Here is a 24,216-nt window from a genome sequence, read left to right as displayed (position 1 = left end):
TTCGCGAAAATCATTTTCTTTTTTGAAAAAATGAAATTCGCGAATTTTTTTAATTTGTTGTTTGTTTTTGAAATTTAAAGATTAGATTTAAGACAACTGCGACAATACTTGTCACCACAACCCCATTACCTAAAATAAGATAAAGTTCAGCAGGCAAAGCTTGGAAAATACTAGGCACACTCGAAACACCCAAACCGGCACCAATGGAGACAGCCGCCACAATCAAGTTGCGACTATCATCAAAGTTAACCGTCTTAAGAATTCGGACCCCCTGTAAGCCTACCGTACCAAACATGACTAGCATTGCGCCGCCTAAAACTGGCGTTGGGACAACTGTGGCCAAAGCCCCTACTTTTGGCAATAAACCTAAAATAAGTAAAAACAAGCCCGCAAAGTAAATAGGTTTTCGTGTTTTGACCCCAGAAAATTGAACCACACCCACATTTTCTGAAAATGTCGAGTAAGGAAAGGTATTGAAAATGCCGCCTAAGATCTGGGCAATTCCTTCTGCTCGGTAGCCTCGTTTAAGATCATCACCCGTTAAATTACGATGCGTCATATCACCCAAGGCAAAGAACACACCGGTCGACTCAATCATGGTAGTCAAAGCAATTAAGATCATGGTAACGGATGAAGACCACTCAAAGTGTGGTACTCCAAACATGAAGGGTTCTGGAAAACGGAACCAACCACTTTGGGAGACAGTGCTTAACTTGATCATCCCTAAAGCACCTGATAAGGCTGTCCCGGCCACTAAACCAATTAAAACGGCAATGGACCGCACAAATCCTCTTCCCCAAACGTTAACCGCAATGATCACCGCTAAAGTAAAACCGCCAACCAATAAATTATTGAATGACCCAAAGTCATGGGCACTAACGGTTCCTCCGCCTAAATCAGTAATTGCGACGGGCATCAAGGTGAAACCAATGACAATAATTAAAGACCCGGTCACAACCGGTGGAAAAAGTTTGCGCATTTTCGAAAAAATTCCGCTCATCAATAAAACAAATAATCCGGAAATAATAATAGCTCCATACATCGTTGTGATACCAAGATCTTTGCCGATTGTCCCAAGTGGGGTAATCACTTGAACCGCGCATCCTAAAACGACAGGCAACCCAATCCCAACTAAGCGTGTTCGGTGAACTTGCAGTAACGTGGCAACCCCACACATGAATAAATCCATTGAAATCAACAGTGCCATCTGGGTAGCTGTAAAATGTACAATCGCCCCGATCAAGAGAGGCACCATGACATCTCCCGAGTACATCGTCAATAAATGCTGCAACCCTAAAACTGCGGCATGCACCGTTGACGTTGAATTTTCCTGTGGAACACCCTCTCCTGCGTCGAAATCAAGCTGCTCTTGTGCCCATTCTTCTTTTGAAACCAACTCATTGCCTCCTAGGCATATATCCATATCACAGTAAAACAAAAACGATGTCCGCAAATAGACATCGTTTGATGAGTTTATTGCGTATAGTCCAGAATTTACGGTTCTGGGTAGAAACTCGCCATCCTTATTATGGCGTTTATATATGCATTTCGTTTTTAATTACTAAAGTACTATACCACGCAAAATGATCGTTTTCAATAGGCGCCAGCGTGACATCACTCATCTGTGATTAGCATAATCCACACTAAAATTAATGCTAGTACGCTACAAAAAGCTTCATCCTGTAGTTCTGAATTAGCAGGATGAAGCTTATTTTAGTTTCTTATTCGGCTGGCTGTTTAACCTTAACACTTTTGACCTCATAGCCAAGTTTTTTAACAACTTCAGCTAACGCATCAGCGGTATTGGCACTGTCATCAAATTCGAGTTTTACCTTACTGGCATTGAACAGGACCTTAACCTTTTGAACCCCAGCTTGTTTTTCCAACGCACCCTGAATCTTTTGCATACATGATGGGCAAGTTAATGCACCTAATTGTAAAACTGCTTTTGTCATTTTAAAAACCTCCTATGATTTTTTTAGCTAAAAGCTTTTTCCTAATTGCTATGCTTAAAGTATAACGTGGCTTTGTTAATTAAAAATTGATGCCGATCAAGTTTTGATAACTCTTTTTGATTTATTTTTCGGTAAGTGCACGGTAACGAATGAGGCGCATCGCATTGAAAATAACCACTAAGATACTGGCTTCATGCACAAACATCCCACTTGCCATATAAATATACCCGAAAATCAAACCAATGAGCAAAAAGATAACTGTACCAATCGCAATCGTAATATTTTGACGTGTATTGGCAACTGTCTTCTTAGCTAGCCCATAAGCATGGACGAGTTCTTGGAAACTGGACTGCATTAGAACAATGTCAGAGGTTTCGATCGCGACATCCGTTCCACCACCCATCGCAATACCAATATCTGCAGTCGCAATTGAAGGACTATCGTTAATACCGTCACCCACAAATGCTACTTTATGACCCGCATCTTTGAGTTGTTTCACAAAGGTAACCTTGTTTTCAGGAAGTAAGTTAGCATGCACTTCATCAATGCCTAACTGAGTGGCTACGTGTTTTGCGGTGATTTCGTTATCGCCAGTCAACATTACTAATTTCTTGATGCCAAGTTGCTTTAGCGCGGCCAAGTTTTCCTTAACATTATCGCGAATCACATCTGAAACCCCAATGATTAACTGCACCTGATGGTCTACAGCCACAATCACCGTAGAACTTCCAGTAGCTTGTAAGGCCTGCAAGTCACTAACTTCTTGCGCACTTAATTCGAGTTGCTGACTGGTTAACAATTTCTGATTTCCCACCAAAATCTGATGACCTGCAATCTGGGCTTCAATTCCTTGACCCTTGATTGTATTATTTTCTGTAACTTGCAAATCTTGAAACGCAATTTGATTCTTTTGGGCATAAGTAGTGATCGCCTTGCCTAAAGGATGATCCGATTGACTTTCAAGTTTTGCGGCATAAGCCAACGCTTGGGATTGTTCTGGCGTATAGCTCTTCATATCCGAAACCTCTGTGTGCCCTTTCGTTAAAGTTCCGGTTTTATCAAAGACTAAGGTATCTATTTTGGCAAAGGTGTCTACAACCTCACCACCCTTAATAAGCACCCCATTTTTAGCACCATTTCCAATCCCGGCTACGTTGGATACCGGCGCACCAATGACTAGGGCTCCAGGGCATCCAAGTACCAGAACCGTGATGGCTAAACGAAAATCTCGTGAAATGAAGCCCACTAATAAAGCTAAAATCAAAACGGCTGGCGTATAGTACTTCGCAAATTGATCGATAAATTTCTCTGCATGAGATTTCGTATCTTGAGCATCTTCGACTAATTCCACTATTTTGGCAAACGTGGTATCATCGCCAACTTTGGTGGCTTTCACTTTTAAGGTTCCGTTATCTAAAATAGTTCCAGAATAAACACTGTCAGATTCTTGCTTGCTAACCAGTTTGGATTCTCCGGTGACACTTGCTTCGTTTAAATAGCCCGAACCTTCAACAATATCGCCATCAATTGGGACCTGACCGCCTGTTTTCACTAAAACAATATCGCCTTCATCGACATCATCGACATCCGTTTCTTCAATTGAACCATCTGCTTGAACCACCTCAGCCGTGGTCGGTGCCATTTCGGTCAACGTTTTGATTGATTCTCGCGTTTTAGCCAATGTCTTAGCTTCCAAGAAACTGCCGAACAAAAATAAGAAAGTCACAATGGCGGATTCATTGAATTCCTGAATGACAAAAGCCCCTACGACTGCAATACTGACTAATAATTCAATGCCAATCACACGAACCTTTAAAGCTTCCACAGCGCGAATAATGATCGGCGTTGCGGCTATGATGGAAGCTAGAACAAATGCAACTGTATAAACTAGTTGTAGCCCCATTGTCTCCCCTAAAAAGCCGATTACAATTAATGCAGCTGATGTCCACGTAATAGCATTCACATTTTTTTGAACAACCTGTTCGAATTTCATCATGATCTTTTTATCCCCTTGCCTTTATTTGATAAGTCTAATATAGCCGCAAAAGACAAGTTTGAAATTGATTGCGATCAAGTTTTGTCGATTAAACTCAAAAAAGCTCAGAAAATCACTTTTTCAATTTGGGTCACCTTGATTATCCACTAATTTTATGGGAAAATACGAAAGGTAACAGGTCCTCGTGGCTCAACTGGATAGAGCAATCGCCTCCTAAGCGATAGGTTGTGAGTTCAAGTCTCACCGGGGACATAAATGATTATTTTGCGACATTTTCTAACCTGAAATTCGGCCCCGCTATATTACCATCGTTCTAACAATGATGGTGATATAGCTTTTTTTATACCTAAAACGGCACAAACAAAATCAGCTGAATTTTAAATGGACATATACTGGCACCCATTTAGACAAACCACCTAGATTAAAAATGTGTTATATACCATAATTTGACAATAATTTTACCAAATTTTTGACACAAAAAAAGCCTCACTAATTACAGGGTAGTGAGGCTATAACTTTCTTAAATTCCAGGAGGGGATTCAGGAAAGTTAGCGTATTTGAAAAAATAACACGATATATAGTTTACACCTTTAACTAATTTATGCAAGTATTAACAAAGGGCCTCGGCTCTTTTTCGGACCAAGTTTTGCCATCACTGCTTAACTTAACAAGAAAACCATTCCCCATATTTCGCTCATAAATTCGACAATAAAAAAATGTGAATCAAGCATTTTCCAATGCCTCACTCACATTCACAAACTTTATTTTTCAGCTGCGTGTTTTGCTTTGTTACGTTTGATTTCAGCTAACTGACTTTTTTTAATGCCAGTGACCGTCTCCATACCTTCACGTGTGACAATTAATTGTTTGCCAAACTTACGAATCGTTCCTTCTGGGAATCGTTTTGGATATTTGTTATAAATGGTACGCACGTAATCTTTTTGCTTGCCCCACATGGTGCTAGCTTCATGGCTTCCCATATAATCTTCGTCATTCAAATCAATCTTCAATTTTTTCATAACTTGCTATCCCTCACTTTTAATTAAAATTCTTCTGCTTCTTTCACCCACAAAATGGCAAACGCCCCAGGTCCCACATGTGCCCCAATTACCGGTCCAATCTGACCGGTCTCAATGGCAATCACATTCGTTAATTTTCCTTGAATGTGATGTTGCCATTTTTCAATCTCTGGTTCATTTGCAGTCCCTGCTAAAAACACGCGAACTGAATAGGGTAAGTCTTGCGTCTCCTTAATAAAACGCTCAACAATGGTAGCTTTGGCTCGTTTTAAGGAACGGACCTTATCCACTGCCTCAATATTGAAATGCGTTTTGTTCAACGAAAGAATGGGTTTGACTTTTAAAAGCGATCCCACAAATGCTGAACCACTGCTCAAGCGCCCACCGTGAACCAAATTTTGAAGGTCATCGACTATGAAATACTCGCCAAAAGTTGCCTTCAAAGCATCAATCTTCGCTAAAATGTCGGCAACTGAATAGTGAGCTAGCGCCATTTTAGCGGCTTGAATCACCAAGTATCCCATTGGTTGCAAGGACAACTGTGAATCTACCACATGCACCTTAATTTCAGAAAAATCCTGAACAAATTGGTTCAAATTATTCACGAAGCCACTAATACCACCTGCTAAATGAATACTGACCACCTCATCATAACCAGCACTTGCCAATTGTTGATAAATAGTCGCCATGGTCCCCATCGAAGGCGGCGCTGTTGTCGGAAAATTTTTTTCCGTCTTCAAACGCCGATAAAATTCAGCATCACTAATATCTATTCGTTCTCGATATTGTTGTGCGCCAAACCCCACCGAAATGGGTGCTATCGTAATATGCAGTTTTTCGCAAATGTTTTGGGGAAGGTACGCCGTACTGTCAGTCACAATCGCAGTCTTCGTCAATTTTTTCACTCCTAAATTAGTAAGTGCCCAAATTATACGCCAACGCCTAGAATCATGACGACATCGTTGCTCAAGAATCGCTCAAAGTCTCCATTTAACAGGATTTACTATCCTTTTCACCCCGTGACAAGCGAATTTGAATTGTCACAAGGTGGAAACGAAACCCACCTAAAACTTTACATCATTAACTACCCTTTACTGAGGGTAACAAGCCTCGCATTGAAAGTCAAAAATTATGAACATCTTCACACAAAATTAAAAAATTCAGAACATCTGTCTAATCGTTCGAACAGATAATTCTGAATTTTATATGTTTTATTATTTTTCTACGTAAATGCCCTTCCAGTTCCAAGGAACACCAGCCGTGTTGTAAACGTAGCCTTTAACTTTAGTGTTGATCAATTGTGGCACAACACCATTGTAAAGTGGTGCATTACCTTGGTCACTCATCAAGACTTTTTCTGCCTTTACCATGTCGGCCCAACGTTTTTCTGGGTTATTAGCATCGACATTATTTGCCTTGTCAATCAACTGATCGTATTCCTTATTAGCCCATTTTCCGTTATTGAAGCTGTTATCGGAAGTAAATAAGCCTAAATCAGAAATTGGATCCGAGAAGTCGGCCCCCCAGTTAGTGATAACTAATTGGAATTGACCTTTAGCTGAACGTGTTAAACGAGTCTTATAAGGAATCGTTTGGACATCAATCTTCAAACCAGGTAATTTTTCAAGTTGTGACTGCAAGAATTCAGCAGTCTTCTTACCTGCGTCCGTATCGTCGGCCATCAACGTATAAGTCACACGCTTCTTGCCTTCTTGTTTCAGACCTTTAGCCCAAGCTTTTTTAGCTTTGGCTAAATCGTAGACGACACCTTCGCCATTATAAGCGTCTTTGGCAAAGTCTTTACCCGTCTTAGGATTCTTAGCTAGACCGTCTGTGACAAAGCCCCTAGGTACTGTAGAGCCATCAGAGAGGACGTTTGTGACTAACTGTTTACGATTAATTGCAAGCGACATTGCTTTTCTAATATTCACATTACGGAAAGCTTTGATTTTCTTGTAGTTATATTCCAGATATGAATTCCGTGCTTCACGACCAAGGAAGTAAGCCTTGTTACTCTTCATGTTGGCAACTTGTGTGCCGGCTAGAACGGTTTGATCTACTTGCTTCCCTTGGAACATGTTCAAACCAGTCTGAGGATCTTTAACGACTTGATCCACTAACTTAGATAAATAAACGTGCTTTTTATCCCAGTAGTTTTTGTTCTTCACTAAAGTCCATTTGTTATTGGTTCCCGTCCATCCCTGTAATGTAAATGGTCCGTTATAAACTTGGTATTTACTTTGAGTCGCGTATTTATCGCCATATTTTTCAACGGTCTTTTGATTTTGTGGAAAGAAACTAGGGAAGCCCATAAGTAACTTAAAGTATGGGATAGCCTTTTCTAAGGATACCGTCAACTTGTAGTCGCCATCTGCCTTGATCCCTAAGCTGCTAACTGGTTTCTTCCCAGCCTGAATCTTATCTGCATTTTTAATACCACTGTATAAGTAGGCATACTGCGAACCAGTCTTAGGATTGTTAATCCGTTGCCAGGAATACACAAAGTCTTTAGCAGTCACTTTGTCTCCATTACTCCACTTGGCATTTTTACGTAACGTAAAGGTATACGTCTTGCCATCTTTGGAAACTTTGGTCTTTGTGGCAATTCCAGGTAGGACTTTATTATCCTTACCTAGGCGATACAATCCCTCACCCACATTGTTCATGACATCGAAACTAATTTGATCTGTAGCAAGCGATGGATCAATTGAAGGTAACTCTGACTTTTCCGTCCAGTTGACAACTTGTTTAGCAGCTAAATTACTTTTATTGACACCACCACTTGAAGATGCAGATTTGCCATTGCCACAAGCAGCTAATAAAAGTAACGGCAGCGCCACTAAAAGTGTCACCGATCCCTTTTTAATTTTCATATACAGCCAACTCCTCTAGTATTTTTAATCTGATTATGAGAAAGTATCTAATCAGAATTTAATAACAAACATAGCTTAGCAGAGCGTCTTTGTCAATAGTAATATTAAATAAAAATTAAAATAGCGGCATAATTGGTTGGATATAATGAGAGAAATTAAAAAAAGACAAGAATGTGTTAAACATTCTTGTCTTTTAGAGTCAGATTAAGCTTCAATTTTTTTGGCTTCTGCAAAGCGCACAATCACGCGTCCATGCAGATCATGTAGTTCTTCGCTACGTGCTTTTGCAACTGTCTCAGGATCGATATCAATTAAGATTGAGTTTTCATAAACCTTACCAACTTCGCCATCAAAGCCGGTTGGGAGTAAGGCTGTTTTTTTCACATGAACCTTATCGCCAATGTCAAAAGGTTTCTTGACTGGTTCTTCTTCATTTTTTTCCATGAGTAACTTCCTTTCGTGAATGGGCCACTTATTGTGTCATAGCGTAAATGTGTTCTAGAAGCTTGCCTTTCAAATTTGTCGAAAAGCGATGCGATCTAGAACACCCTTTTTGATATTATAAAGCCTTTCAGGTAATTGGTAAAGTCAAACGCTGGGAATGAACGCTTTCAAACTATAAAAAATGTTAGGATCTCCATTTAGCGATCCTAACATTTTAGAATTCTCACTTTAAAAACGACGTTGCCCATTCATCAGTTTAATTGTTTTTCGCCATGACAAGCTGTGTCGTTCATTACGGTTTAATTTCTTGTAATACAGTTGTGCTTCTGGCCCTTGTCCCCACATTGCAAGTGCTTGGTATTGACGGCCATTCTTACCCTTAACTGTCACTAATTTAAAGAAAAAGCCAAATCCCCAACGTTTATCGGATAATGAATAACTTCCCTTATAATACGGTTTGAATACCATGTATTTGCCGTATGTCCGCTCCATAACGGTATGATGCAAACCAACCATTGAATTTTTTTTAATGTTTAAACCAGTCTTTTTCGTTAAGTACCAGTTACCTCTCATTGCTGCCGGCACAGAAGTTCGGGAAGCGGCCTGAGTCTCTGTACTATTTGCAAACATGAAAACACCCATCGCTAAACTAACAATTAGTAAAAATCGCATTACTTTTTTCATCAAAACCGCCTCCAAAAAATGTTACATAACTATTACAATTTCTTTACAAGTTCATCATATAGCATTTTGAATTCGAATGCAATCATTTTTTGTATTAGTTTAAGAAACAGCAAAGAAGTTTAGAAAAAGTTAAGTAAAACCCCGGTACGAAACGGTTTTATTCTGAATCAATATGCGCTACAATGGAAACATTAATCATTTTAGGAGGTGGTTTAATGACGGCACTTCGATATTTACCTTTTGTAACAATTTCTCTATTAGTTACCATCTATAACATCCGAAAATTGAAGAAAAATCGATCACCGTTTTCGATCTTAGTAAGAACCACCTTTATTATATATGTTGTCAGCGTGTTTTACTTAATATTTACGCCTGGTAATTATTCGTTTAGTATGGACGCCATCTTTCAAACCATTCATATAGGTTACGCAAAAGTAATTGTGATGCCATATCGTGATTACAGCATGCAGGCGATTTTAAATGTCATTATGACCATTCCAGCTGGCGTTTATCTATATATCTTTGCCTTTAAACATCGCCCCATTTTGTTTGAAGTCCTGTTCATTGCCTTAGGAATCGCATTGTTTAATGAAGGCGGTCAATTCGTTTTGGATCAGCTCATTCATATCAACCGAACCGTTGACATCATGGACGTGTTGCACAACGGATTAGGTGTGGTCGTTGGATTCTACCTAATGACACCTTTCAATTTATTTATACGATCCGAAGAAAAAAGCCTTCAGAATGGAAAATTCTGAGGCTTTTTTCTTAATAAACTATCATTTATCAAGTCTTTTTACGTTAACTATTTAATTACCCGCATTCACATTATCACTCTGTACACTACTATTAGAATCGGAACTAGCAGACAGGTTCAATGCAATATTACCAGTAGTCGCGTGGTCCAATCCGAGGTTGCTTCTGTTAAAGTTTGTCACCCGTTGTAATTCTTTTTTAGCCATGATTTCCATACTCTGACCATTAACAGACTGACCAGTTCCTTGTAAGTGAGTCTGAGAAACATTCTGTCTAGCGCCACGATAATTCTGTGCAACGGCGGTTAAATCTGCGAACGTTAAATCCGTCTTCATTTGTGCTGAAATTGAATCTAGAAAGTCCTTATTTAACAGTGTTGAAATTGAACTAGCTTTACTCATAATTCCCAAGATAACTTCTCGTTGGCGCGTCTGACGTCCATAATCTCCGTTAGGATCATCATAGCGCATCCGTGAATAGGCTAAAGCTTTTTTACCATTCATGTGTGTAGATTTGCCTTTGGTAAAAGTATAACCTTCATACTTAAAGCTCAAAGATGGTACCAAAGTCACACCACCTACTTCATTCACCACTTTTTCCATACCACTCATATTCATAAGTGCATAAAAATCGATGGGCACATTCAACATTTCCTGTACCGTTTTAATGGCGGTTCCTGCGCTACCAAATGCATATGCTGCATTAATCTTCGAAGGGGATTCGCTTTCATAGCCTGGAATCGTCACACCCGTATCCCGTGGAATACTTGTAATCGTTGTTTTGTTGGTTTTCGGATTTAATGTAACCAACATCATCGTGTCGGTTCGCCCTTTGTATGAACGCCCTAATGCACCAGTATCAGTACCCATCAGCAAAATTGAAATGGGACTCTTCTGCTGAAGCACCGTGCTAGCATTACGATTTTTTTTAATTCCCGCACTTTGGTAAGTATTATCGACTGCGTGTTTTAAATTATAATACTTGCGAGCTGCATACGCCCCAACGGAAACTAAAAGGACCAAAATCACTGTTAATATAATGTTGCGAACTGTATGTCTTTTTTTAACATGTTCATGTCTCATGGTATACCCTCCTGAAATGTCTATTATTATTGTATGCTTTTGTTTTTCAAAATTCACTAAAATTTCAAAATTTAACGCTTTAAACCCCTATCTTAATAAATATGCTAAAATTACTCGCGATATTGCGATCATTTGTCTTGAAAAAGCATTTTAAAGTTTTTTAGAATTGTTGGTCGCAAAAGAAGCAAAACGGTCGCATATAATAACACGCCAATAACGATCTGTATACCCAAATTCAAAACCGTTATCTTCATTGTTAGGTTTAGGAAGTAGACCACTGCAAACATCACCACGCCCGCTACTAAATACTTAATAAAATTTTCTAATAGTATGTGCATTTTCAAATCTCGGCGCACAACATACATTTGATATAAAGCCACAGAAGCTTCTGATAGTACCGTAGTAATTGTTGCACCAACCACACCCAGCATTAAAATAAATGGCACATTTAAAACAATACTTACTACAGCGCCCAACGTCACGGAGATTGTGAATTGTTTAACTCTTCGCGTTGGAATTAAAAATTCTTGACCGATGACATTGCTCCAGGCAATGAAAATGATAATTGGAGATTCAATCATCATGAGCCGCCCCACTACTGTGAAATGTGGGCCAAAATACCATGGCGCTAGTGAGGTTGCAATTGCAGCTACACCAAACATAAAAGGCACAGCAAGACAAGTCACAAAATCAAATGACAGATATAAAAAATTCCTGACCTTTTTCATATCTTTTTTTTCAACTAAATTAGAAATTCGTGGTAAAAGTACCGTACCGGGAGCTGTAACAATGGCCAACACCATTTTAACGAGTTTATCCGAATAGTCGAAATATCCGGCAGCTTGCACGGAGTCAAATTGACCAAGCATTGTTTTATTAACTACTAAATATATTTGCACGGCTACTTGTGGGACAAATAATAAAAAAGCTGGCTTAAAATGGTGCCAAATATGTAAATTGGCAATGGGAACAAATTTAATATTCTTTTTTAGATAGGGCCACAACGTTAAATTTCCTAGTAACTGTGAACCCGACAAAATCAAGATATAGGTTGCCAAATCACTTGGTCTTTTTACCAGCGTAAAAATAGCTACCAGCGAAACTAATTTGACCATCGTATTTCTTAAAACTGTCTTCTTAAAATCCTCTAATCCCATAAACAACCATGAGATATCAAAGGCACCCGCAATAACAAATAATGATTGACAAATAACGTATGTACGATATTTTGCTACAAACAATAAGTAAATTCCCAAAATACAAAGGGCAATTGAAATAGTGGTCACTTGCAATAACTCAATTTCCCAAAAAGTGCGTGATCTACGTTCCATATCATCTCTCGCATACGCGATTTCTCGATTACCATACAGTGTAATCCCAACCGTTCCGGCAATTAAAAAATAAGTTACGATCGAATTGGTAAAGGCATTAATGCCCACCCCAGTTGGCCCTAAGACACGGCCAATATACGGAACAGTGAGTAAGGGAACGATCAGAATTAATAACTGATATCCAACATTATAAAGATAATTTTTAACCACTAACATATTGGCCTTACTCTCCAATCGCTTTATTAGATTTTCTATTTATCATCGTTTATTTTAATTCACGGTTGGTAGTTTGTAACGCCGCCATCAAAACCTGGTCCATATTATAATATCGATACTGTCCTAAACGTCCCCCAAAAATAACGTTATTGGCTTGCTGGTCGGCAAGCTTTTGATATTTTTTATATAAACGGTTATTGGCCTCGTTATTTACAGGATAATATGGCTCATCACCACGATGCCAACTTTTGGGATATTCACGAGTAATGACTGTTTTGTGTTTATTACCCTTGCCAAACTCAAAATGTTTATGCTCAATGATTCGTGTATATGGTGTTTCTGCGTCCGTGTAATTCACAACGGCAACACCCTGGTAATTGCCCGTATCTACTTCTTCAGTCTCAAAATCTAAGCTACGGTACTCCAATTCACCGAGACGATAATCAAAAAATTGATCAATCATTCCGGTAAAAACAATGCGATCAAAGTGGTTGATATAATAGTCTTTTTTGGCAAAAAAGTCAGTGTTAACACTCACATCAATCAAATCTGAGGCCAACATTTTATCAATAATTTGTGTATAACCACCAATCGGAATTCCCTGATATAAATCGTTAAAGTAGTTATTATCATAAGTAAAACGAACTGGTAACCTTCTTATGATAAAAGCAGGTAATTCAGTTGCCGGTTTCCCCCATTGTTTTTCGGTGTAGCCCTTAACCAACTTCTTATAAACATCAGGACCCACCAATGAAATAGCCTGTTCTTCTACATTCCTTGCTAATTTTGTATCTATGCCGCTGTCCTTAACTTGTTGTGCAATTTTTTGCTTGGCTTGTGCAGGTGTCACAACCCCCCACAGTTTATTAAAAGTATTCATATTAAAAGGCATATTATAGATTTCGCCATGATAGTTTGCGACTGGACTGTTCGTATAACGATTGAATTTAGCAAATTGATTGACGTATTGCCAGATCTTTTCGTTACTGGTATGGAAAATGTGAGCCCCATACTCATGTACCTGAATACCATCAATTTCCTTGGTATATATGTTACCTGCGATGTGGTCTCTTTTTTCAATTACTTTAACTTTTTTTCCTTGTTTTGCTGCCTCATATGCAAAAGTTGCTCCAAACAAACCAGCACCAACCACCAAATAATCGTACACAACTATCACTCCATTCTCGATTTAATAGAACTCTTTTAATTTTTGAATCTCATTCACTACTCTTTGGGATTTACTGTAAGCTTCTAGTTCATGTACCATATGCTTTAATTGTTGCGTATTATATACTTGCTCCGTTTGCATCAGCATGAGTTGCTTTTCCGAACGCTTAATCAGATGATCCCCTTGTTTTACAGCCAATAAATCATTTTTTAACAATTTGTGATATTTAGTAGCAAAACTGGTTGAACTTTTAAGTTTCTTATTGGAAACTAACTGCAACTGCAATTTAGAAATATTATTTTCATATATAGTCGCCTTTAACCGGCCTTTTTTATTGAAAAGTGTCTGATAGTTTTCACGAAATTTCAACATTTGTTGGGCTCTAGAAACGATCTGATTTCCACGTTTAACAGGATGCTCTTTTAAAGTTTGTTTTAACCTATTAATATCTTTTTTAGATGTATTTATTGTAATATTATCATACTCATTACTCGTAAAAATCATGTTCAATTGTTTAGATACAACCGGTGAAACTTGACGATGCCCTAATTTTCGATTTAAGATTTTTCCACCAACAACTAAGGAAACAAATAAAAAAACAACTAAAATGATCGTGCCCACGCGAAATTTAATATTCTCGCTGTGTTTATACTGATGAATCTTCTTAAACGCCCGTCGATTCAAACCAGAATAGTCAATCTCATTATGAGATTTTTCCACTGGCTCAATAAAGAAATTACTAATTCGTTGAATTAATCGCTTAGTTCTCCCTTGTGCCATATTTTACTCCCCTTGGATTTTATTGATTGAGATAACTGGGTGTCTTAGTTAAAACTAAATTTTTTCCTTTAAACAGCACCGTTTTTGACGTTCCTGAAGTCCAGTAAACATACTTCAACCGATTTTTTTTCTTATACACCACAATAAAATCATCTTTATCATGTAAAACATGCTGCTTTACAAAATGATAACCGTCAAGCTCTTTTAACATCTTACGAACGATCACAGCACTTTTTTTCTCTTTAAAATTCGGCGATGATCCGGAATAAAGTCCCCAATCGCCCGCATTGCCATCATCAACTAGACTATAGAGAACGATAATCGGTTGCCTCATCATGTCTAAAACTAGAACTGACCGTGCCTCAAAAGCAGCCTGTTCATCTTGTGACCATTTCCCCTGAAATGATGGGGTCGTAGAATAGCCAATTTCAGTTGTAACCAGCGGAAGTGACTTTCTTTTAGCCGCCTGCACACTATCATTCACAAAGGCCTGTTGATCATTAGTAAACAGGTTTTCGGGATTGCCATTATTGGTTGTCTGAAATTGATACGGATGATTCGCAATGGCATCCCCATATTTGAGAAGGCCGTACAACGTTGCGCGCGAAAGGACTTTTTGATTATCTTGTGAAAATCCGGAGAAATTGCCGGTTAAATAAATACTGTGAGCATCGTACGCTTTGATTGTTTTACCAATGTAATTGTCTAATTCAACCCATGCTTTGACCAAATGATCATCTAGTCCGTCTTGACTTTGATCAAACCAAAATAGGCTATTAGGTTCATTCCATCCTTCCCAAATAATTCCTTGTCCAGCATAAGTTCTGATCACTTGTGAAACAAGCGATTTATATTTATTGACAATCTGTTTATGGTCAGTTTGATAAACTCTGTTTTCTCTAGAATTACTTGTCGAAAAAGGTACTATCGGATGTAACCCGAGGTTTCTAGCACGCGTAATCGCGTATTTAAAAACTTGGTCATCATATTTTTTTCCATGCACAAGTGATCGGTAAAAAACAACGGGAATAACAACATACCGGAAACCATCCTTTTTTGCTATCTTCAACTGTGCATCGATATAAGTATGATTTCTTTCCTCTTTCTGATAATTTTTATATGGCCAAACAAAAACGCCCACTTTTTGAGAAATGCTCTTGTTTTTCCTCAATTCATTTTTGGCAGAAACTACATTTTCTTTTGCAGTTGTCAATTGCGCTTTGACCACATACAAGCCACCAAGCAAGCATAAAATCAAAAGCAAAAAGATAAAAATGTGTTTTTTGTTTTTCATATACCTCACTCATTTTTTGACTGTTCTTCAAGAAACTTTGCCAACTGGCTGCCTGAATTAGAGATTCTATATTTAGCCACAAACTTTATCCCGTTAGTAGCCAGTTCTACTCTTAATTGCTCATCATTCAATAATCTCAAAATGTTCGCAGCAAGTTGTTTTGAATCCTGAACCGGAGAAATTAGTGCTGTCTGATTATGAATTCCAAAATCGCGAACACCGCCATTATCAGTGGCTACCAGAGCGGCACCACATGCCATAGCCTCTGTTGCCGTCAACCCCCAGCCTTCTGTTCGACTCGGAAACACGAAAATGCTAGATTGATTATAAATTTCATCTCGCAAAACTTCTCTTGCTGGATTCTGATAATATTGAATCCAATCTGGCAGTGTGGTCGGTCGAGGATACACACCAAAAAGCTTGACTTTCACTTTAGGATCTTTTCGATGGATGCTTGTGATTGCTTTTAGGCCATCTTGAGTTCCCTTCCACTCATTTGTATGGTACAGCATTGAAATAGTTGGCTTACGCTGTTCAATCGGATTAGTAAGTCTGATATCATCATCCACAAAATTGGGAATGAATTCCGCCTTCTCTCCCATCTGCGCCGCAATATCTTTCAACCAAGAAGCAATAACAATCTTGTGCATGGGTAACTTCCAAGTGGCATCTACTAGTGACTTTGCGCCGTCCCAGATTTCATAATGCTGAACAAAATAAAATTTTGCTTTTTTAAACTTGGATAATGTATTCACATATGGCGCCGTGAACCAGGCCGTAGCAATGACACAATCGCCATTTGTTACTTGGGATGGCTTGAAATTCAATTTAAAATTCAAATTTACTCTGTGTTTAAAAGTGTACCAAGGAATTTTGGGATCAACACGCTTCAAGTGACAAAGATAAGCTATTTTTTTCAAAAAAAGCCTGGTCTTAGTTTTGGCAGATGTAAAACGAGGATCATGCTTCCAAAACCAAAAATGATCAATGGCTACCTCGTATCCTTGACCAGCCAAGAAATCCGCATATTCGTAAATGATTTTATATCCACCAACAGGTACGTTCATTTTTTCGGGTAGCACAAAAACAATTTTCATACAAACTCCTTATTCATCAAAACGACAGGTTTCTCTTTTCGTGATTGCTCTCTACTTTTGGATAAAAGCGCAACTAACGTAAAATTAATTCCCACAATGTAAAGTGATGATTCCACAAGTCCAAAAATACTAATAACCAGGATTAAGCTTGCCAATGCCCAATCACTCGCATTAAAAGCCTTTATCGCCAATTGATTATAAAACAAACCATAAACCAAAAGAACAATTAACCCGAATTGGATTCCTAAAGTGACATATGTATTATCCATAATCACTATTCCAGAACCTCGATAGGCGCCGACCTGTTTTGGAAGCAGGCCAATTCCATATTGATGGTAGTACTGGGATAAAATGTTAATTCGGTCTGATAATAAACTATTTATTTTCATCCAAAATGACGATCCCCATCTGAAATTCATAACCAAGTAGAAAGATATGGCACTTAAGCCAAAAAATGCCCAACTAACAATGCCCTTTATCCAGGCAAAATCTAGAGGATGAATTTGTTTTTGTGCTGTATTCAAAATGGCAATGACTAAATATAAGCCGACCGCAATTAGGCCACCTTTTGAATCCGTTAGTTTAAAAATGACCCCTTCAAAAATGGCAACCCCTAATACGTCATACCAATTAATATGATCAAAATGTAAAAAAATGTACTCTAGCAAAATGCTCATCACAATTGCTCCAGCAACATTAAATTGTTTGAATCCCAGTGCGTTTCTAACCACACCCGTATCTGGCCGAACAGCTATGTTACTAGCAATGACCCCAATCTGATTTAAAAAAAGGACTGTTACAAATAGAATTGTTCTTAAGACCAAATCTCTTTTTACAAATTTTTTGAAGTCAATGTTAGCTGCGCTTAAAATAAAGAGTGCCCCCAACAAGAGATTGTTGTTCTTGACCGCAAAGTACGAGTAGACGCCAAGAAGTGCGATTGCTCCTCCCAAGAGCCAATCCCACGTATTTAACTTATTTAAGAAGACTATTATAAGACCTAATAACAGGATGATTCCTAGTGACCACAGTCTTGTATACTTGGACAAAGCTGGATTTGCTGATAACTGACTTGCACCTAACAAAAAATATTCGATTTCATACAAAGCATATACGAAAAAGACATGATTGTCTTTTCTTGCACGAAGTCGCTCTATAATAGTTTTATGAGTCACTTTGATTTCCTCCCTCGTTGGTGATCTCGATAGTTACCAAACACAAAATAGTTCAACGACAGGGTCCCAAGCAAAGTATGTTTTTTATACTTCCTCTGAAAAATTTTAAAAAAAGATTCAAACGAACGTGAATGCTTAACATCCGCTAAATAATTTGAAATAGCTTGTGCATCCGGACTATCCTCAGTCAGATAGTTCTTTCTGAGATATTCAAGCTGTGTCACACTTAAACAAAATTGCTGATACAGTTTTTCTAAATCAAATGACTTTTTAAGACGTGCACTTAAGCTTTGATGCGTGCCAACTTGATTAGTCCCATGCTGCCTATACAGAATGGTGGGCTCTGATATATATGCCATAGTGCCAAAACACTTCGCCAATAATGCAAGCCACCAATCATGCATCACAATTTTATTTGTATCCGTGTTAAGGGCGATTTTCTTTAATGCGTGATTTATCGCAACAGTACAGCCCGTAACACGATTATCAGTCATCATCTTTTCAAAACTCAAAGTATCCAGAATATTTGCCGGTAATTGCCGATCTAAGACGACTTTAAGGTTCTCGTCAGTCACCGTAAGGTTTGTAAATACTAACGCTGGTGTTTCAAAGCCTAATCTCGTTACTTTTTCAACTGACAATGCCACCTTATTAGGCTTCCAGAAATCATCCTGATCACAAAACAAATAAATATCAGCTTCGCTATTTTTTAATAAGTCCCAAAAAGAGTCTTTCACACCTAAGTTCACTTGATTTTTTTGATTGATAAACTTGATCCGTGTATCAGTCTTACAGTATTGATGAATTATTTGTTGCGTGCCGTCACTAGATCCATCATCTCTAATATAAAGGACCCAATCCGTATAGGTCTGATTTTTAATCGAGTCCAATTGTTCTTTTAAGTACTGGGCGCCATTATAAGTCGACAAAAGTATTGCAACATTTTCCATATCTATTCCTCAATCCTGATACACTTTTTCTAAAACTCGAATTGCCGCGCCAAATCCATACCCATTTTTTTTCAATTGCTTTGTTTGTTCAAGGCGATTGGGATTGCCCGGATGTTTTAAGATGCAAGCCGCCCACTGAGAAGCATTTTTTGTGAGTGAAATTGGTACGACCAGATCCTTTAGATAATTTCCGAGCGGAATTTCAGCCGAAATAAAAATTGGTAGACCCGAATCCTGTGCTTCAACAAATACTGTGCTCAAACCCTCATGAAGAGACGGAAAAATCAAAGCATCCATGGCACTGTATAATCGATTCAAATCGTTGCGACGACCCATGAAAAGAACTTTTTCATCTAGTCCCAAATTATGTACTTGTGCCTTAATCTTATCTTGGAGAACTCCTTCACCAATCAGCATTAAAACAGCATTTGGTTCCTGAATCTGAATATGATTAAAAGTCTCAATTAAGAACCGATGATTTTTTCGTTTTTCAAAGACTCCCACATGTCCGTAAACTTTTTTGGAATTTAGATTCAATTGTGTCCTAACTCGTTGACGCGCGTGAACATCAAATTTATATTTGTCTAAATCGATCCCATTATTAACAATACGATATGCATTTTTGTTAATAATCTTTGCAGTAAATAACCATTTAGCAGCTTGCTCAGAAACTGCCAAAAAATCTGTTGCCACCCAGTTACAAATAATTGCTTTACCTAAATTATGTAATCTTGTTAGAATTTTTAGTTTGGTTGCACTGCCATCTGTACCAAAATAAGTATTATGCGAATGAATCACAATCTGTTTAATGCCAAAAAGCTTAGCAAATAGAATTGGTAAAAAATTCCACATTGCTGAATAGTTAAAATGGATCGCATCATAGTTTGAGGCATTCGCCTTTAAAAATAAAAACCAGTCTTTTAAATGCATCAATAGCTTCTGATTGGCTGGCCTTATCATGTATTGATGCCATCCCAAATCATCAAGCTTTTGTTGACATTCGTTTTTCCCGGAAACATTCACAACGTCAATTTTATATTTGTGGGGATCCAGATTTCCAAAAGAATTAAAAATGAAGTGGGTAACCCCACTTCTAACCATAAAATCTCCAACAACCAAGATCTTCTTCATTCTTTAAATCCTGTCAACTTTCTTTGTAAAAACTTTCCGCCCTTAACAAACCAATTTTGTCGTTCCATAAAGACATACTTGACTTCCGTAGTTCGTACCTGATTCACATTTAGCCACACATCAAGTAATAACTCGCTGATAAATCCAAAGACTCGCTTTTCGTAATCACTGTAATCTCTGATATCTACTCTTTTTTCTACTTCACCAAGAATATCAAATAACCACTCACAATATTCATCAAATTGCGGGCGCTTCATAATGAACATATTAAACATGTGTGCCGAACGTCGGTTCATGACCCGATCATATTCATCAAGATAGACCGCAAATTTTGTACCAATGACATCCCGTGTGATTTTTAATGGTTCAGCATGATGAGCATGTACATAATGTGAATAATTGGTTTCTACATAATAACGACGTTTTTGCGGCAAAATGACGTCAGCCTTTTGAAACAGCTTTTCGACATCTGCTTTTGTAAGAACGGCATTCAGGTCTTTTTTCTTATTAAGTGATAAATATCGACGATAATGGACTAAACCCACCGCATCAGCATCCAAATTTTTCCAAGCCCAATAAATAGCGGTTAACTCATTGTAATTCGGATTTTTTTCGGAAATATTATCTCCTGTGTTATCTCCTTGAAAGCTTTCATTCACATCAGGATGTAGTGTTTTCCCCACAAAGATGGGCAAATACAGTTCTCTATTTTTGGGCATCTCATAATTTTTATGTGCGGCAACTAATATTTTTATCTTCATCTGATCGCTGTGCCTCGATTTCGACGATTTTTCCCTACTCCTCTAAACAGACCAATGATGCAACCGAGTAGTGCGCCAATTATGCCATATTTTTTAGCCTCTTGAAAATGGTCATACGTTGATTTTTGTGCAGTACTCTCTTTTGCTCGAGATATTTGACGCACTTCATAATTATCTTTTTTAGAGTTGTACTTTTGCGTATAGGCTTCTGCTAAATAATTGACAATTTTTGTGGCTGTGTAGGCATTTGAAGTTGTAGCCGCAATATTTAAAATGACACTGCTTGGATGTGGGACAACATTAATTTTCTTTTCAAGTTGTTTCAATGACATCGAAATACTGTCATTATCTTTTAACTTTTTTTGAACCTTTTCCAAATTAGACGTATCTGCAGCGAGAACGGCATTTGTATTCATCTGATTGGCATCCTCAGTAAATTGATCATATTTATTTCCTGCAGACACATCAATATGTCTCACAATAACATTGGTACTAACCGTATAAGTAGGTTTGAACGTATACTTTTGAATCATATAAGCGGCTAGTCCAAATACGACTGCCAGTCCAACAATCCAATACCAGCTTCTAATTAAGGATTTAATTAAGTACGAAAACGAAAATTCTTTATTCATCATACAACTCCATTTTTCATTCATTTAACAATTAATAGGCATCATTAGGAAAAATAATAACCTTAACAGTGCGAAACATAATTTTTAAATCTAAAAGTAAACTTTGATGTCGGATGTACTTTAAATCAAGCGCCACCATTTGGTCAAAATCAAGTGCATTCCGACCTGTTACTTGCCATAAACCCGTACAGCCTGGCTTAACAACTAACCGTTGCTTATCTTTTTCAGTATAATACTGATATTCATTAAGCAGTGGTGGCCGTGGTCCCACAACACTCATATCGCCAATAAGCACATTGTAAAGTTGCGGTAATTCGTCCAAGCTGTGTTTTCTAATGAACGACCCTACCCGCGTAATTCGTGGATCTTCCTTCATTTTAAACATCAGCCCATTAATCTCGTTCTTATCTAATAGCTTATCTTTGATTTTATCTGCATTTTGATACATCGATCGTAACTTATACATCCGAAAAACTTTTCCATTTTTTCCCACTCGTTGTTGTGAATAAAAAATTGGCCCAGGATCATCCACTACAATGCACACCCCAGTTATCAGTAGTATAGGTAATGAAATAATTAGCCCAACAGAGCTCAATAATATGTCGATTGACCTTTTAGTGACACTAAAAAGTCGTTTTTTTATGTACGTATTCGATTTTGGTCCCATTTTATTTTTTGAACTCTTTCTTTTACCTTGCACTACTTCTCTATTCATAATTTTGAAAACTCGCCTTCATAATAAAATATGTTTTCTTTTAGAATACAGCAAAGTCGCCTCGTAAATCTTATCATATGCTTAATATTTAATCAAATTGAAGCCGATAACTAAGGATTTTTCAACATTTCAATTTAAAAAAATGTCACAAAAAAAGCATTTAGAAAATAAGATTTTCTCAAATGCTATCTTTATTCATAAACAAAAAATTTAAAATGGTTACTACTTATCAATAATTGCCATCATCTGCTTTAAAGCCTCTTGCCAAGTTGGAATCTTAAAACCAGTGGCCTTCGTCTTTTCCAAAGACATAACAGAATGTTCTGGACGATGTGCTTTTTGTGGATATTCTGTTGAGCTAACTGGTTTGACTTCTGTTTTTGTATCCCTCAAAATTTCAGTGGCAAACTGGAACCAGTTGGCCTGATTGTCATTACTCAAGTTGTATGTGCCATAGGCAACTTGATGCTCAACGGCGTAAACCATGAATTCAGCTAAAGTACGTGTCCAAGTTGGTCGCCCCACCTGATCGTCCACCACTGTGATGACGTCATGCGTTTTAGCAAGATTCAACATGGTGTACACAAAGTTCTTACCGTACTTACCAAATACCCATGATGTCCGAATGATATAGTACTTACTCATGGTATCGCGAACTGCTTTTTCACCTAAACTCTTGGTACGGCCATACTCATTTTGAGGATTTTGTGGATCCATTTCTTGATACATACCAGTATTCTGACCATCAAACACATAATCAGTACTAATATATACTAAGGTTGCACCTACACACTCTGCAGCGGTTGCCAGATTTTGAGTCCCAAGTACGTTAACCTTCTCATCAATTGACTTTCCTGGCTCTTCTTCAGCAGCATCTACTGCCGTATAAGCCGCACAATGGAAAACTAACTCCGGCTTGTTTTTAGCAAAATAGTCATTTACCATTTGTTGGTTAGTAATATCCAATTCCTTTGTATCAGTGGCAGCATATGTAATGCCCTTTTCATCCAATAAGTGACGTAGCTCTGTACCTAGTTGTCCATTAGCACCTGTTATTAAAATATGATTCATTATAGTTTCCCTTCTATCAAAAAAACGGGTGTTACCCCGCTAGCTGTTACTGCCCATTTTTAGCGTACTTAGCCTCAACAGCCTTCTTTTCATCTTTCCACCAATCTTCATGCTCCGTATACCAATCAATAGTGGCCTGAAGCCCTTTTGCAAAGTCTGTAAATTCAGGCTGCCACCCCAGTTCAGTACGCAACTTAGTAGAATCAATGGCATAACGCATATCATGACCTGGACGATCCTTCACATGATCATAAGCATCAGCTGGTTGTCCCATCTGCTTCAAGATCATCTCAAGAACTGTCTTATTATCTTTTTCACCATCCGCGCCAATCAAATAGGTTTCACCAAGCTTACCTTCATTAAGAATTAACCAAACCGCACGGGAATGATCATTCGTATGAATCCAGTCACGCACATTTTTACCTGACCCATACAATTTAGGACGAATCCCACTTAAAATATTAGTGATCTGACGAGGAATGAATTTTTCAATATGTTGATAAGGACCGTAATTATTGGAACAATTAGAGATCGTGGCTTTTAATCCAAATGATCTCACCCAAGCGCGAACTAATAAATCTGAGCTTGCCTTTGATGAAGAATAAGGACTACTTGGCTTGTATGGTGAATCGGGTGTGAATTTTTCTCTCACGCCCTCGCCATGGCCTGGCAAATCCTCACGCAATGGTAAATCTCCAAATACTTCATCAGTTGAAATGTGATGGTAACGCACACCATATTTACGACAGGCTTCAATCAGCGTATATGTGCCGATAATATTAGTTTGAATAAATGGGCTAGGATCAATTAATGAGTTGTCATTATGGCTTTCAGCCGCATAGTGTACCACTGCATCAGTATTTTTAACCAGCTTATCCACTAATTCAGCATCCGCAACATCACCCACAACTAATTTTACGCGATCTGCAGGAAGACCTGCTAAATTTGCACGATTACCAGCATAGGTGAGCTTATCCAAGACTGTGATTTTGACATCAGGATGATTATTAACCACATAGTGCACAAAATTAGAGCCAATAAAACCCGCCCCGCCAGTTACAATAATATTCTTCATGTTAGCTGTCC

The 24,216-nt window shown here is 38.0% G+C and carries 23 protein-coding genes, 1 tRNA gene and 1 riboswitch; of the genes, 2 read left to right on the top strand and 22 right to left on the bottom strand.

The features are described 5' to 3' along the window. Window positions 1-49: 49 nt before the first annotated feature. The 3 genes from IV80_RS06790 to IV80_RS06780 form a co-directional block, all read right to left on the bottom strand. Window positions 50-1,312, bottom strand: coding sequence for a nucleobase:cation symporter-2 family protein (locus IV80_RS06790; protein ID WP_236699585.1), 1,263 nt, complete (start codon window positions 1,310-1,312; stop codon window positions 50-52). Window positions 1,313-1,463: 151 nt separating this feature from the next. Beyond that, window positions 1,464-1,563: riboswitch (purine riboswitch) on the bottom strand. A gap of 158 nt (window positions 1,564-1,721) precedes the next feature. After that, window positions 1,722-1,955: a heavy-metal-associated domain-containing protein gene (locus IV80_RS06785; protein ID WP_057751380.1), complete on the bottom strand. Its 234-nt coding sequence runs from the start codon at window positions 1,953-1,955 to the stop codon at window positions 1,722-1,724. Between the two features lie 121 nt (window positions 1,956-2,076). Next, a complete protein-coding gene (locus IV80_RS06780; protein ID WP_057751434.1) occupies window positions 2,077-3,948 on the bottom strand; it encodes a heavy metal translocating P-type ATPase in 1,872 nt (623 codons plus the stop codon). Window positions 3,949-4,129: 181 nt separating this feature from the next. Between IV80_RS06780 and IV80_RS06775 the strand changes: the two genes are divergently transcribed. Beyond that, window positions 4,130-4,203: transfer RNA gene (locus IV80_RS06775), tRNA-Arg, on the top strand. A gap of 509 nt (window positions 4,204-4,712) precedes the next feature. Here IV80_RS06775 and IV80_RS06770 read toward each other — a convergent pair. The 5 genes from IV80_RS06770 to IV80_RS06750 form a co-directional block, all read right to left on the bottom strand. Then, a complete protein-coding gene (locus tag IV80_RS06770) occupies window positions 4,713-4,970 on the bottom strand; it encodes a helix-turn-helix domain-containing protein (protein ID WP_057751377.1) in 258 nt (85 codons plus the stop codon). A 23-nt stretch (window positions 4,971-4,993) separates the two neighbouring features. Continuing rightward, the gene (locus tag IV80_RS06765) at window positions 4,994-5,866 is read right to left on the bottom strand and encodes a DegV family protein (RefSeq protein ID WP_057751375.1); all 873 of its coding nucleotides are present in this window, start codon (window positions 5,864-5,866) and stop codon (window positions 4,994-4,996) included. Window positions 5,867-6,184: 318 nt separating this feature from the next. After that, entirely contained in the window at window positions 6,185-7,843 is a 1,659-nt protein-coding gene (locus IV80_RS06760; protein ID WP_057751373.1) for a peptide ABC transporter substrate-binding protein, read from the bottom strand. Between the two features lie 204 nt (window positions 7,844-8,047). Beyond that, on the bottom strand, window positions 8,048-8,287 hold the full coding sequence (locus IV80_RS06755; RefSeq protein WP_057751371.1) for a hypothetical protein: 240 nt from the start codon (window positions 8,285-8,287) through the stop codon (window positions 8,048-8,050). A 228-nt stretch (window positions 8,288-8,515) separates the two neighbouring features. Continuing rightward, complete coding sequence (locus IV80_RS06750) at window positions 8,516-8,971, bottom strand: hypothetical protein (RefSeq protein ID WP_057751369.1); 456 nt, start codon at window positions 8,969-8,971, stop codon at window positions 8,516-8,518. Window positions 8,972-9,186: 215 nt separating this feature from the next. Between IV80_RS06750 and IV80_RS06745 the strand changes: the two genes are divergently transcribed. Then, window positions 9,187-9,729 (top strand): VanZ family protein, encoded by a 543-nt coding sequence (locus tag IV80_RS06745; protein WP_057751367.1) that lies wholly within the window; start codon window positions 9,187-9,189, stop codon window positions 9,727-9,729. A gap of 51 nt (window positions 9,730-9,780) precedes the next feature. Here IV80_RS06745 and IV80_RS06740 read toward each other — a convergent pair whose 3' ends face one another. The 14 genes from IV80_RS06740 to rfbB form a co-directional block, all read right to left on the bottom strand. Continuing rightward, window positions 9,781-10,809 carry an LCP family glycopolymer transferase gene (locus IV80_RS06740; RefSeq protein WP_057751366.1) on the bottom strand — a complete coding sequence of 343 codons (1,029 nt, stop codon included), beginning with the start codon at window positions 10,807-10,809 and terminating at the stop codon, window positions 9,781-9,783. A 128-nt stretch (window positions 10,810-10,937) separates the two neighbouring features. Further along, window positions 10,938-12,356 carry an oligosaccharide flippase family protein gene (locus IV80_RS06735; protein ID WP_057751363.1) on the bottom strand — a complete coding sequence of 473 codons (1,419 nt, stop codon included), beginning with the start codon at window positions 12,354-12,356 and terminating at the stop codon, window positions 10,938-10,940. Window positions 12,357-12,405: 49 nt separating this feature from the next. Continuing rightward, entirely contained in the window at window positions 12,406-13,530 is a 1,125-nt protein-coding gene (gene glf / locus IV80_RS06730; RefSeq protein ID WP_083490550.1) for a UDP-galactopyranose mutase, read from the bottom strand. Window positions 13,531-13,545: 15 nt separating this feature from the next. Beyond that, window positions 13,546-14,304, bottom strand: coding sequence for a hypothetical protein (locus tag IV80_RS06725; protein WP_057751359.1), 759 nt, complete (start codon window positions 14,302-14,304; stop codon window positions 13,546-13,548). Window positions 14,305-14,323: 19 nt separating this feature from the next. After that, window positions 14,324-15,598 carry a cellulase family glycosylhydrolase gene (locus tag IV80_RS06720; protein WP_057751357.1) on the bottom strand — a complete coding sequence of 425 codons (1,275 nt, stop codon included), beginning with the start codon at window positions 15,596-15,598 and terminating at the stop codon, window positions 14,324-14,326. A gap of 5 nt (window positions 15,599-15,603) precedes the next feature. Then, entirely contained in the window at window positions 15,604-16,695 is a 1,092-nt protein-coding gene (locus tag IV80_RS06715) for a glycosyltransferase family 4 protein (protein ID WP_057751355.1), read from the bottom strand. Then, window positions 16,692-17,870 carry a hypothetical protein gene (locus tag IV80_RS06710; RefSeq protein ID WP_057751352.1) on the bottom strand — a complete coding sequence of 393 codons (1,179 nt, stop codon included), beginning with the start codon at window positions 17,868-17,870 and terminating at the stop codon, window positions 16,692-16,694. Before IV80_RS06710 ends, IV80_RS06715 begins: the two co-directional genes overlap by 4 nt. Then, the gene (locus IV80_RS06705) at window positions 17,867-18,820 is read right to left on the bottom strand and encodes a glycosyltransferase family 2 protein (protein WP_057751351.1); all 954 of its coding nucleotides are present in this window, start codon (window positions 18,818-18,820) and stop codon (window positions 17,867-17,869) included. Before IV80_RS06705 ends, IV80_RS06710 begins: the two co-directional genes overlap by 4 nt. Before the next feature lie 9 nt (window positions 18,821-18,829). Then, a complete protein-coding gene (locus tag IV80_RS06700) occupies window positions 18,830-19,951 on the bottom strand; it encodes a glycosyltransferase (protein WP_057751349.1) in 1,122 nt (373 codons plus the stop codon). Continuing rightward, entirely contained in the window at window positions 19,948-20,712 is a 765-nt protein-coding gene (locus tag IV80_RS06695; RefSeq protein WP_057751347.1) for a DUF4422 domain-containing protein, read from the bottom strand. Before IV80_RS06695 ends, IV80_RS06700 begins: the two co-directional genes overlap by 4 nt. Beyond that, entirely contained in the window at window positions 20,709-21,344 is a 636-nt protein-coding gene (locus IV80_RS06690; protein WP_057751345.1) for a YveK family protein, read from the bottom strand. The genes IV80_RS06695 and IV80_RS06690 overlap by 4 nt, the downstream gene beginning before the upstream one ends. 31 nt (window positions 21,345-21,375) lie before the next feature. Then, the gene (locus IV80_RS06685; RefSeq protein ID WP_057751431.1) at window positions 21,376-22,011 is read right to left on the bottom strand and encodes a sugar transferase; all 636 of its coding nucleotides are present in this window, start codon (window positions 22,009-22,011) and stop codon (window positions 21,376-21,378) included. Window positions 22,012-22,281: 270 nt separating this feature from the next. Next, window positions 22,282-23,130 (bottom strand): dTDP-4-dehydrorhamnose reductase, encoded by an 849-nt coding sequence (gene rfbD / locus IV80_RS06680; protein ID WP_057751343.1) that lies wholly within the window; start codon window positions 23,128-23,130, stop codon window positions 22,282-22,284. A gap of 46 nt (window positions 23,131-23,176) precedes the next feature. Further along, window positions 23,177-24,205, bottom strand: coding sequence for a dTDP-glucose 4,6-dehydratase (gene rfbB, locus IV80_RS06675; RefSeq protein WP_057751341.1), 1,029 nt, complete (start codon window positions 24,203-24,205; stop codon window positions 23,177-23,179). Window positions 24,206-24,216 lie beyond the last annotated feature (11 nt).

The sequence above is a fragment of the Pediococcus cellicola genome, assembly GCF_001438655.1.
In the GTDB taxonomy this organism is placed as follows: domain Bacteria; phylum Bacillota; class Bacilli; order Lactobacillales; family Lactobacillaceae; genus Pediococcus; species Pediococcus cellicola.
Note: the sequence above shows the minus strand (reverse complement) of the source record. Positions and strands in the feature narration are given on the sequence as shown.

What these genes read in the sequence shown, in the direction of transcription:
- IV80_RS06785 (WP_057751380.1), bottom strand. Translation starts at nt 1,955, where the DNA reads ATGACAAAAGCAGTTTTACAATTAGGTGCATTAACTTGCCCATCATGT.
- IV80_RS06780 (WP_057751434.1), bottom strand. Translation starts at nt 3,948, where the DNA reads ATGAAATTCGAACAGGTTGTTCAAAAAAATGTGAATGCTATTACGTGG.
- IV80_RS06770 (WP_057751377.1), bottom strand. Translation starts at nt 4,970, where the DNA reads ATGAAAAAATTGAAGATTGATTTGAATGACGAAGATTATATGGGAAGC.
- IV80_RS06760 (WP_057751373.1), bottom strand. Translation starts at nt 7,843, where the DNA reads ATGAAAATTAAAAAGGGATCGGTGACACTTTTAGTGGCGCTGCCGTTA.
- IV80_RS06755 (WP_057751371.1), bottom strand. Translation starts at nt 8,287, where the DNA reads ATGGAAAAAAATGAAGAAGAACCAGTCAAGAAACCTTTTGACATTGGC.
- IV80_RS06750 (WP_057751369.1), bottom strand. Translation starts at nt 8,971, where the DNA reads ATGAAAAAAGTAATGCGATTTTTACTAATTGTTAGTTTAGCGATGGGT.
- IV80_RS06745 (WP_057751367.1), top strand. Translation starts at nt 9,187, where the DNA reads ATGACGGCACTTCGATATTTACCTTTTGTAACAATTTCTCTATTAGTT.
- IV80_RS06740 (WP_057751366.1), bottom strand. Translation starts at nt 10,809, where the DNA reads ATGAGACATGAACATGTTAAAAAAAGACATACAGTTCGCAACATTATA.
- IV80_RS06735 (WP_057751363.1), bottom strand. Translation starts at nt 12,356, where the DNA reads ATGTTAGTGGTTAAAAATTATCTTTATAATGTTGGATATCAGTTATTA.
- IV80_RS06725 (WP_057751359.1), bottom strand. Translation starts at nt 14,304, where the DNA reads ATGGCACAAGGGAGAACTAAGCGATTAATTCAACGAATTAGTAATTTC.
- IV80_RS06720 (WP_057751357.1), bottom strand. Translation starts at nt 15,598, where the DNA reads ATGAAAAACAAAAAACACATTTTTATCTTTTTGCTTTTGATTTTATGC.
- IV80_RS06715 (WP_057751355.1), bottom strand. Translation starts at nt 16,695, where the DNA reads ATGAAAATTGTTTTTGTGCTACCCGAAAAAATGAACGTACCTGTTGGT.
- IV80_RS06705 (WP_057751351.1), bottom strand. Translation starts at nt 18,820, where the DNA reads ATGGAAAATGTTGCAATACTTTTGTCGACTTATAATGGCGCCCAGTAC.
- IV80_RS06700 (WP_057751349.1), bottom strand. Translation starts at nt 19,951, where the DNA reads ATGAAGAAGATCTTGGTTGTTGGAGATTTTATGGTTAGAAGTGGGGTT.
- IV80_RS06695 (WP_057751347.1), bottom strand. Translation starts at nt 20,712, where the DNA reads ATGAAGATAAAAATATTAGTTGCCGCACATAAAAATTATGAGATGCCC.
- IV80_RS06690 (WP_057751345.1), bottom strand. Translation starts at nt 21,344, where the DNA reads ATGAATAAAGAATTTTCGTTTTCGTACTTAATTAAATCCTTAATTAGA.
- IV80_RS06685 (WP_057751431.1), bottom strand. Translation starts at nt 22,011, where the DNA reads ATGGGACCAAAATCGAATACGTACATAAAAAAACGACTTTTTAGTGTC.
- rfbD (WP_057751343.1), bottom strand. Translation starts at nt 23,130, where the DNA reads ATGAATCATATTTTAATAACAGGTGCTAATGGACAACTAGGTACAGAG.
- rfbB (WP_057751341.1), bottom strand. Translation starts at nt 24,205, where the DNA reads ATGAAGAATATTATTGTAACTGGCGGGGCGGGTTTTATTGGCTCTAAT.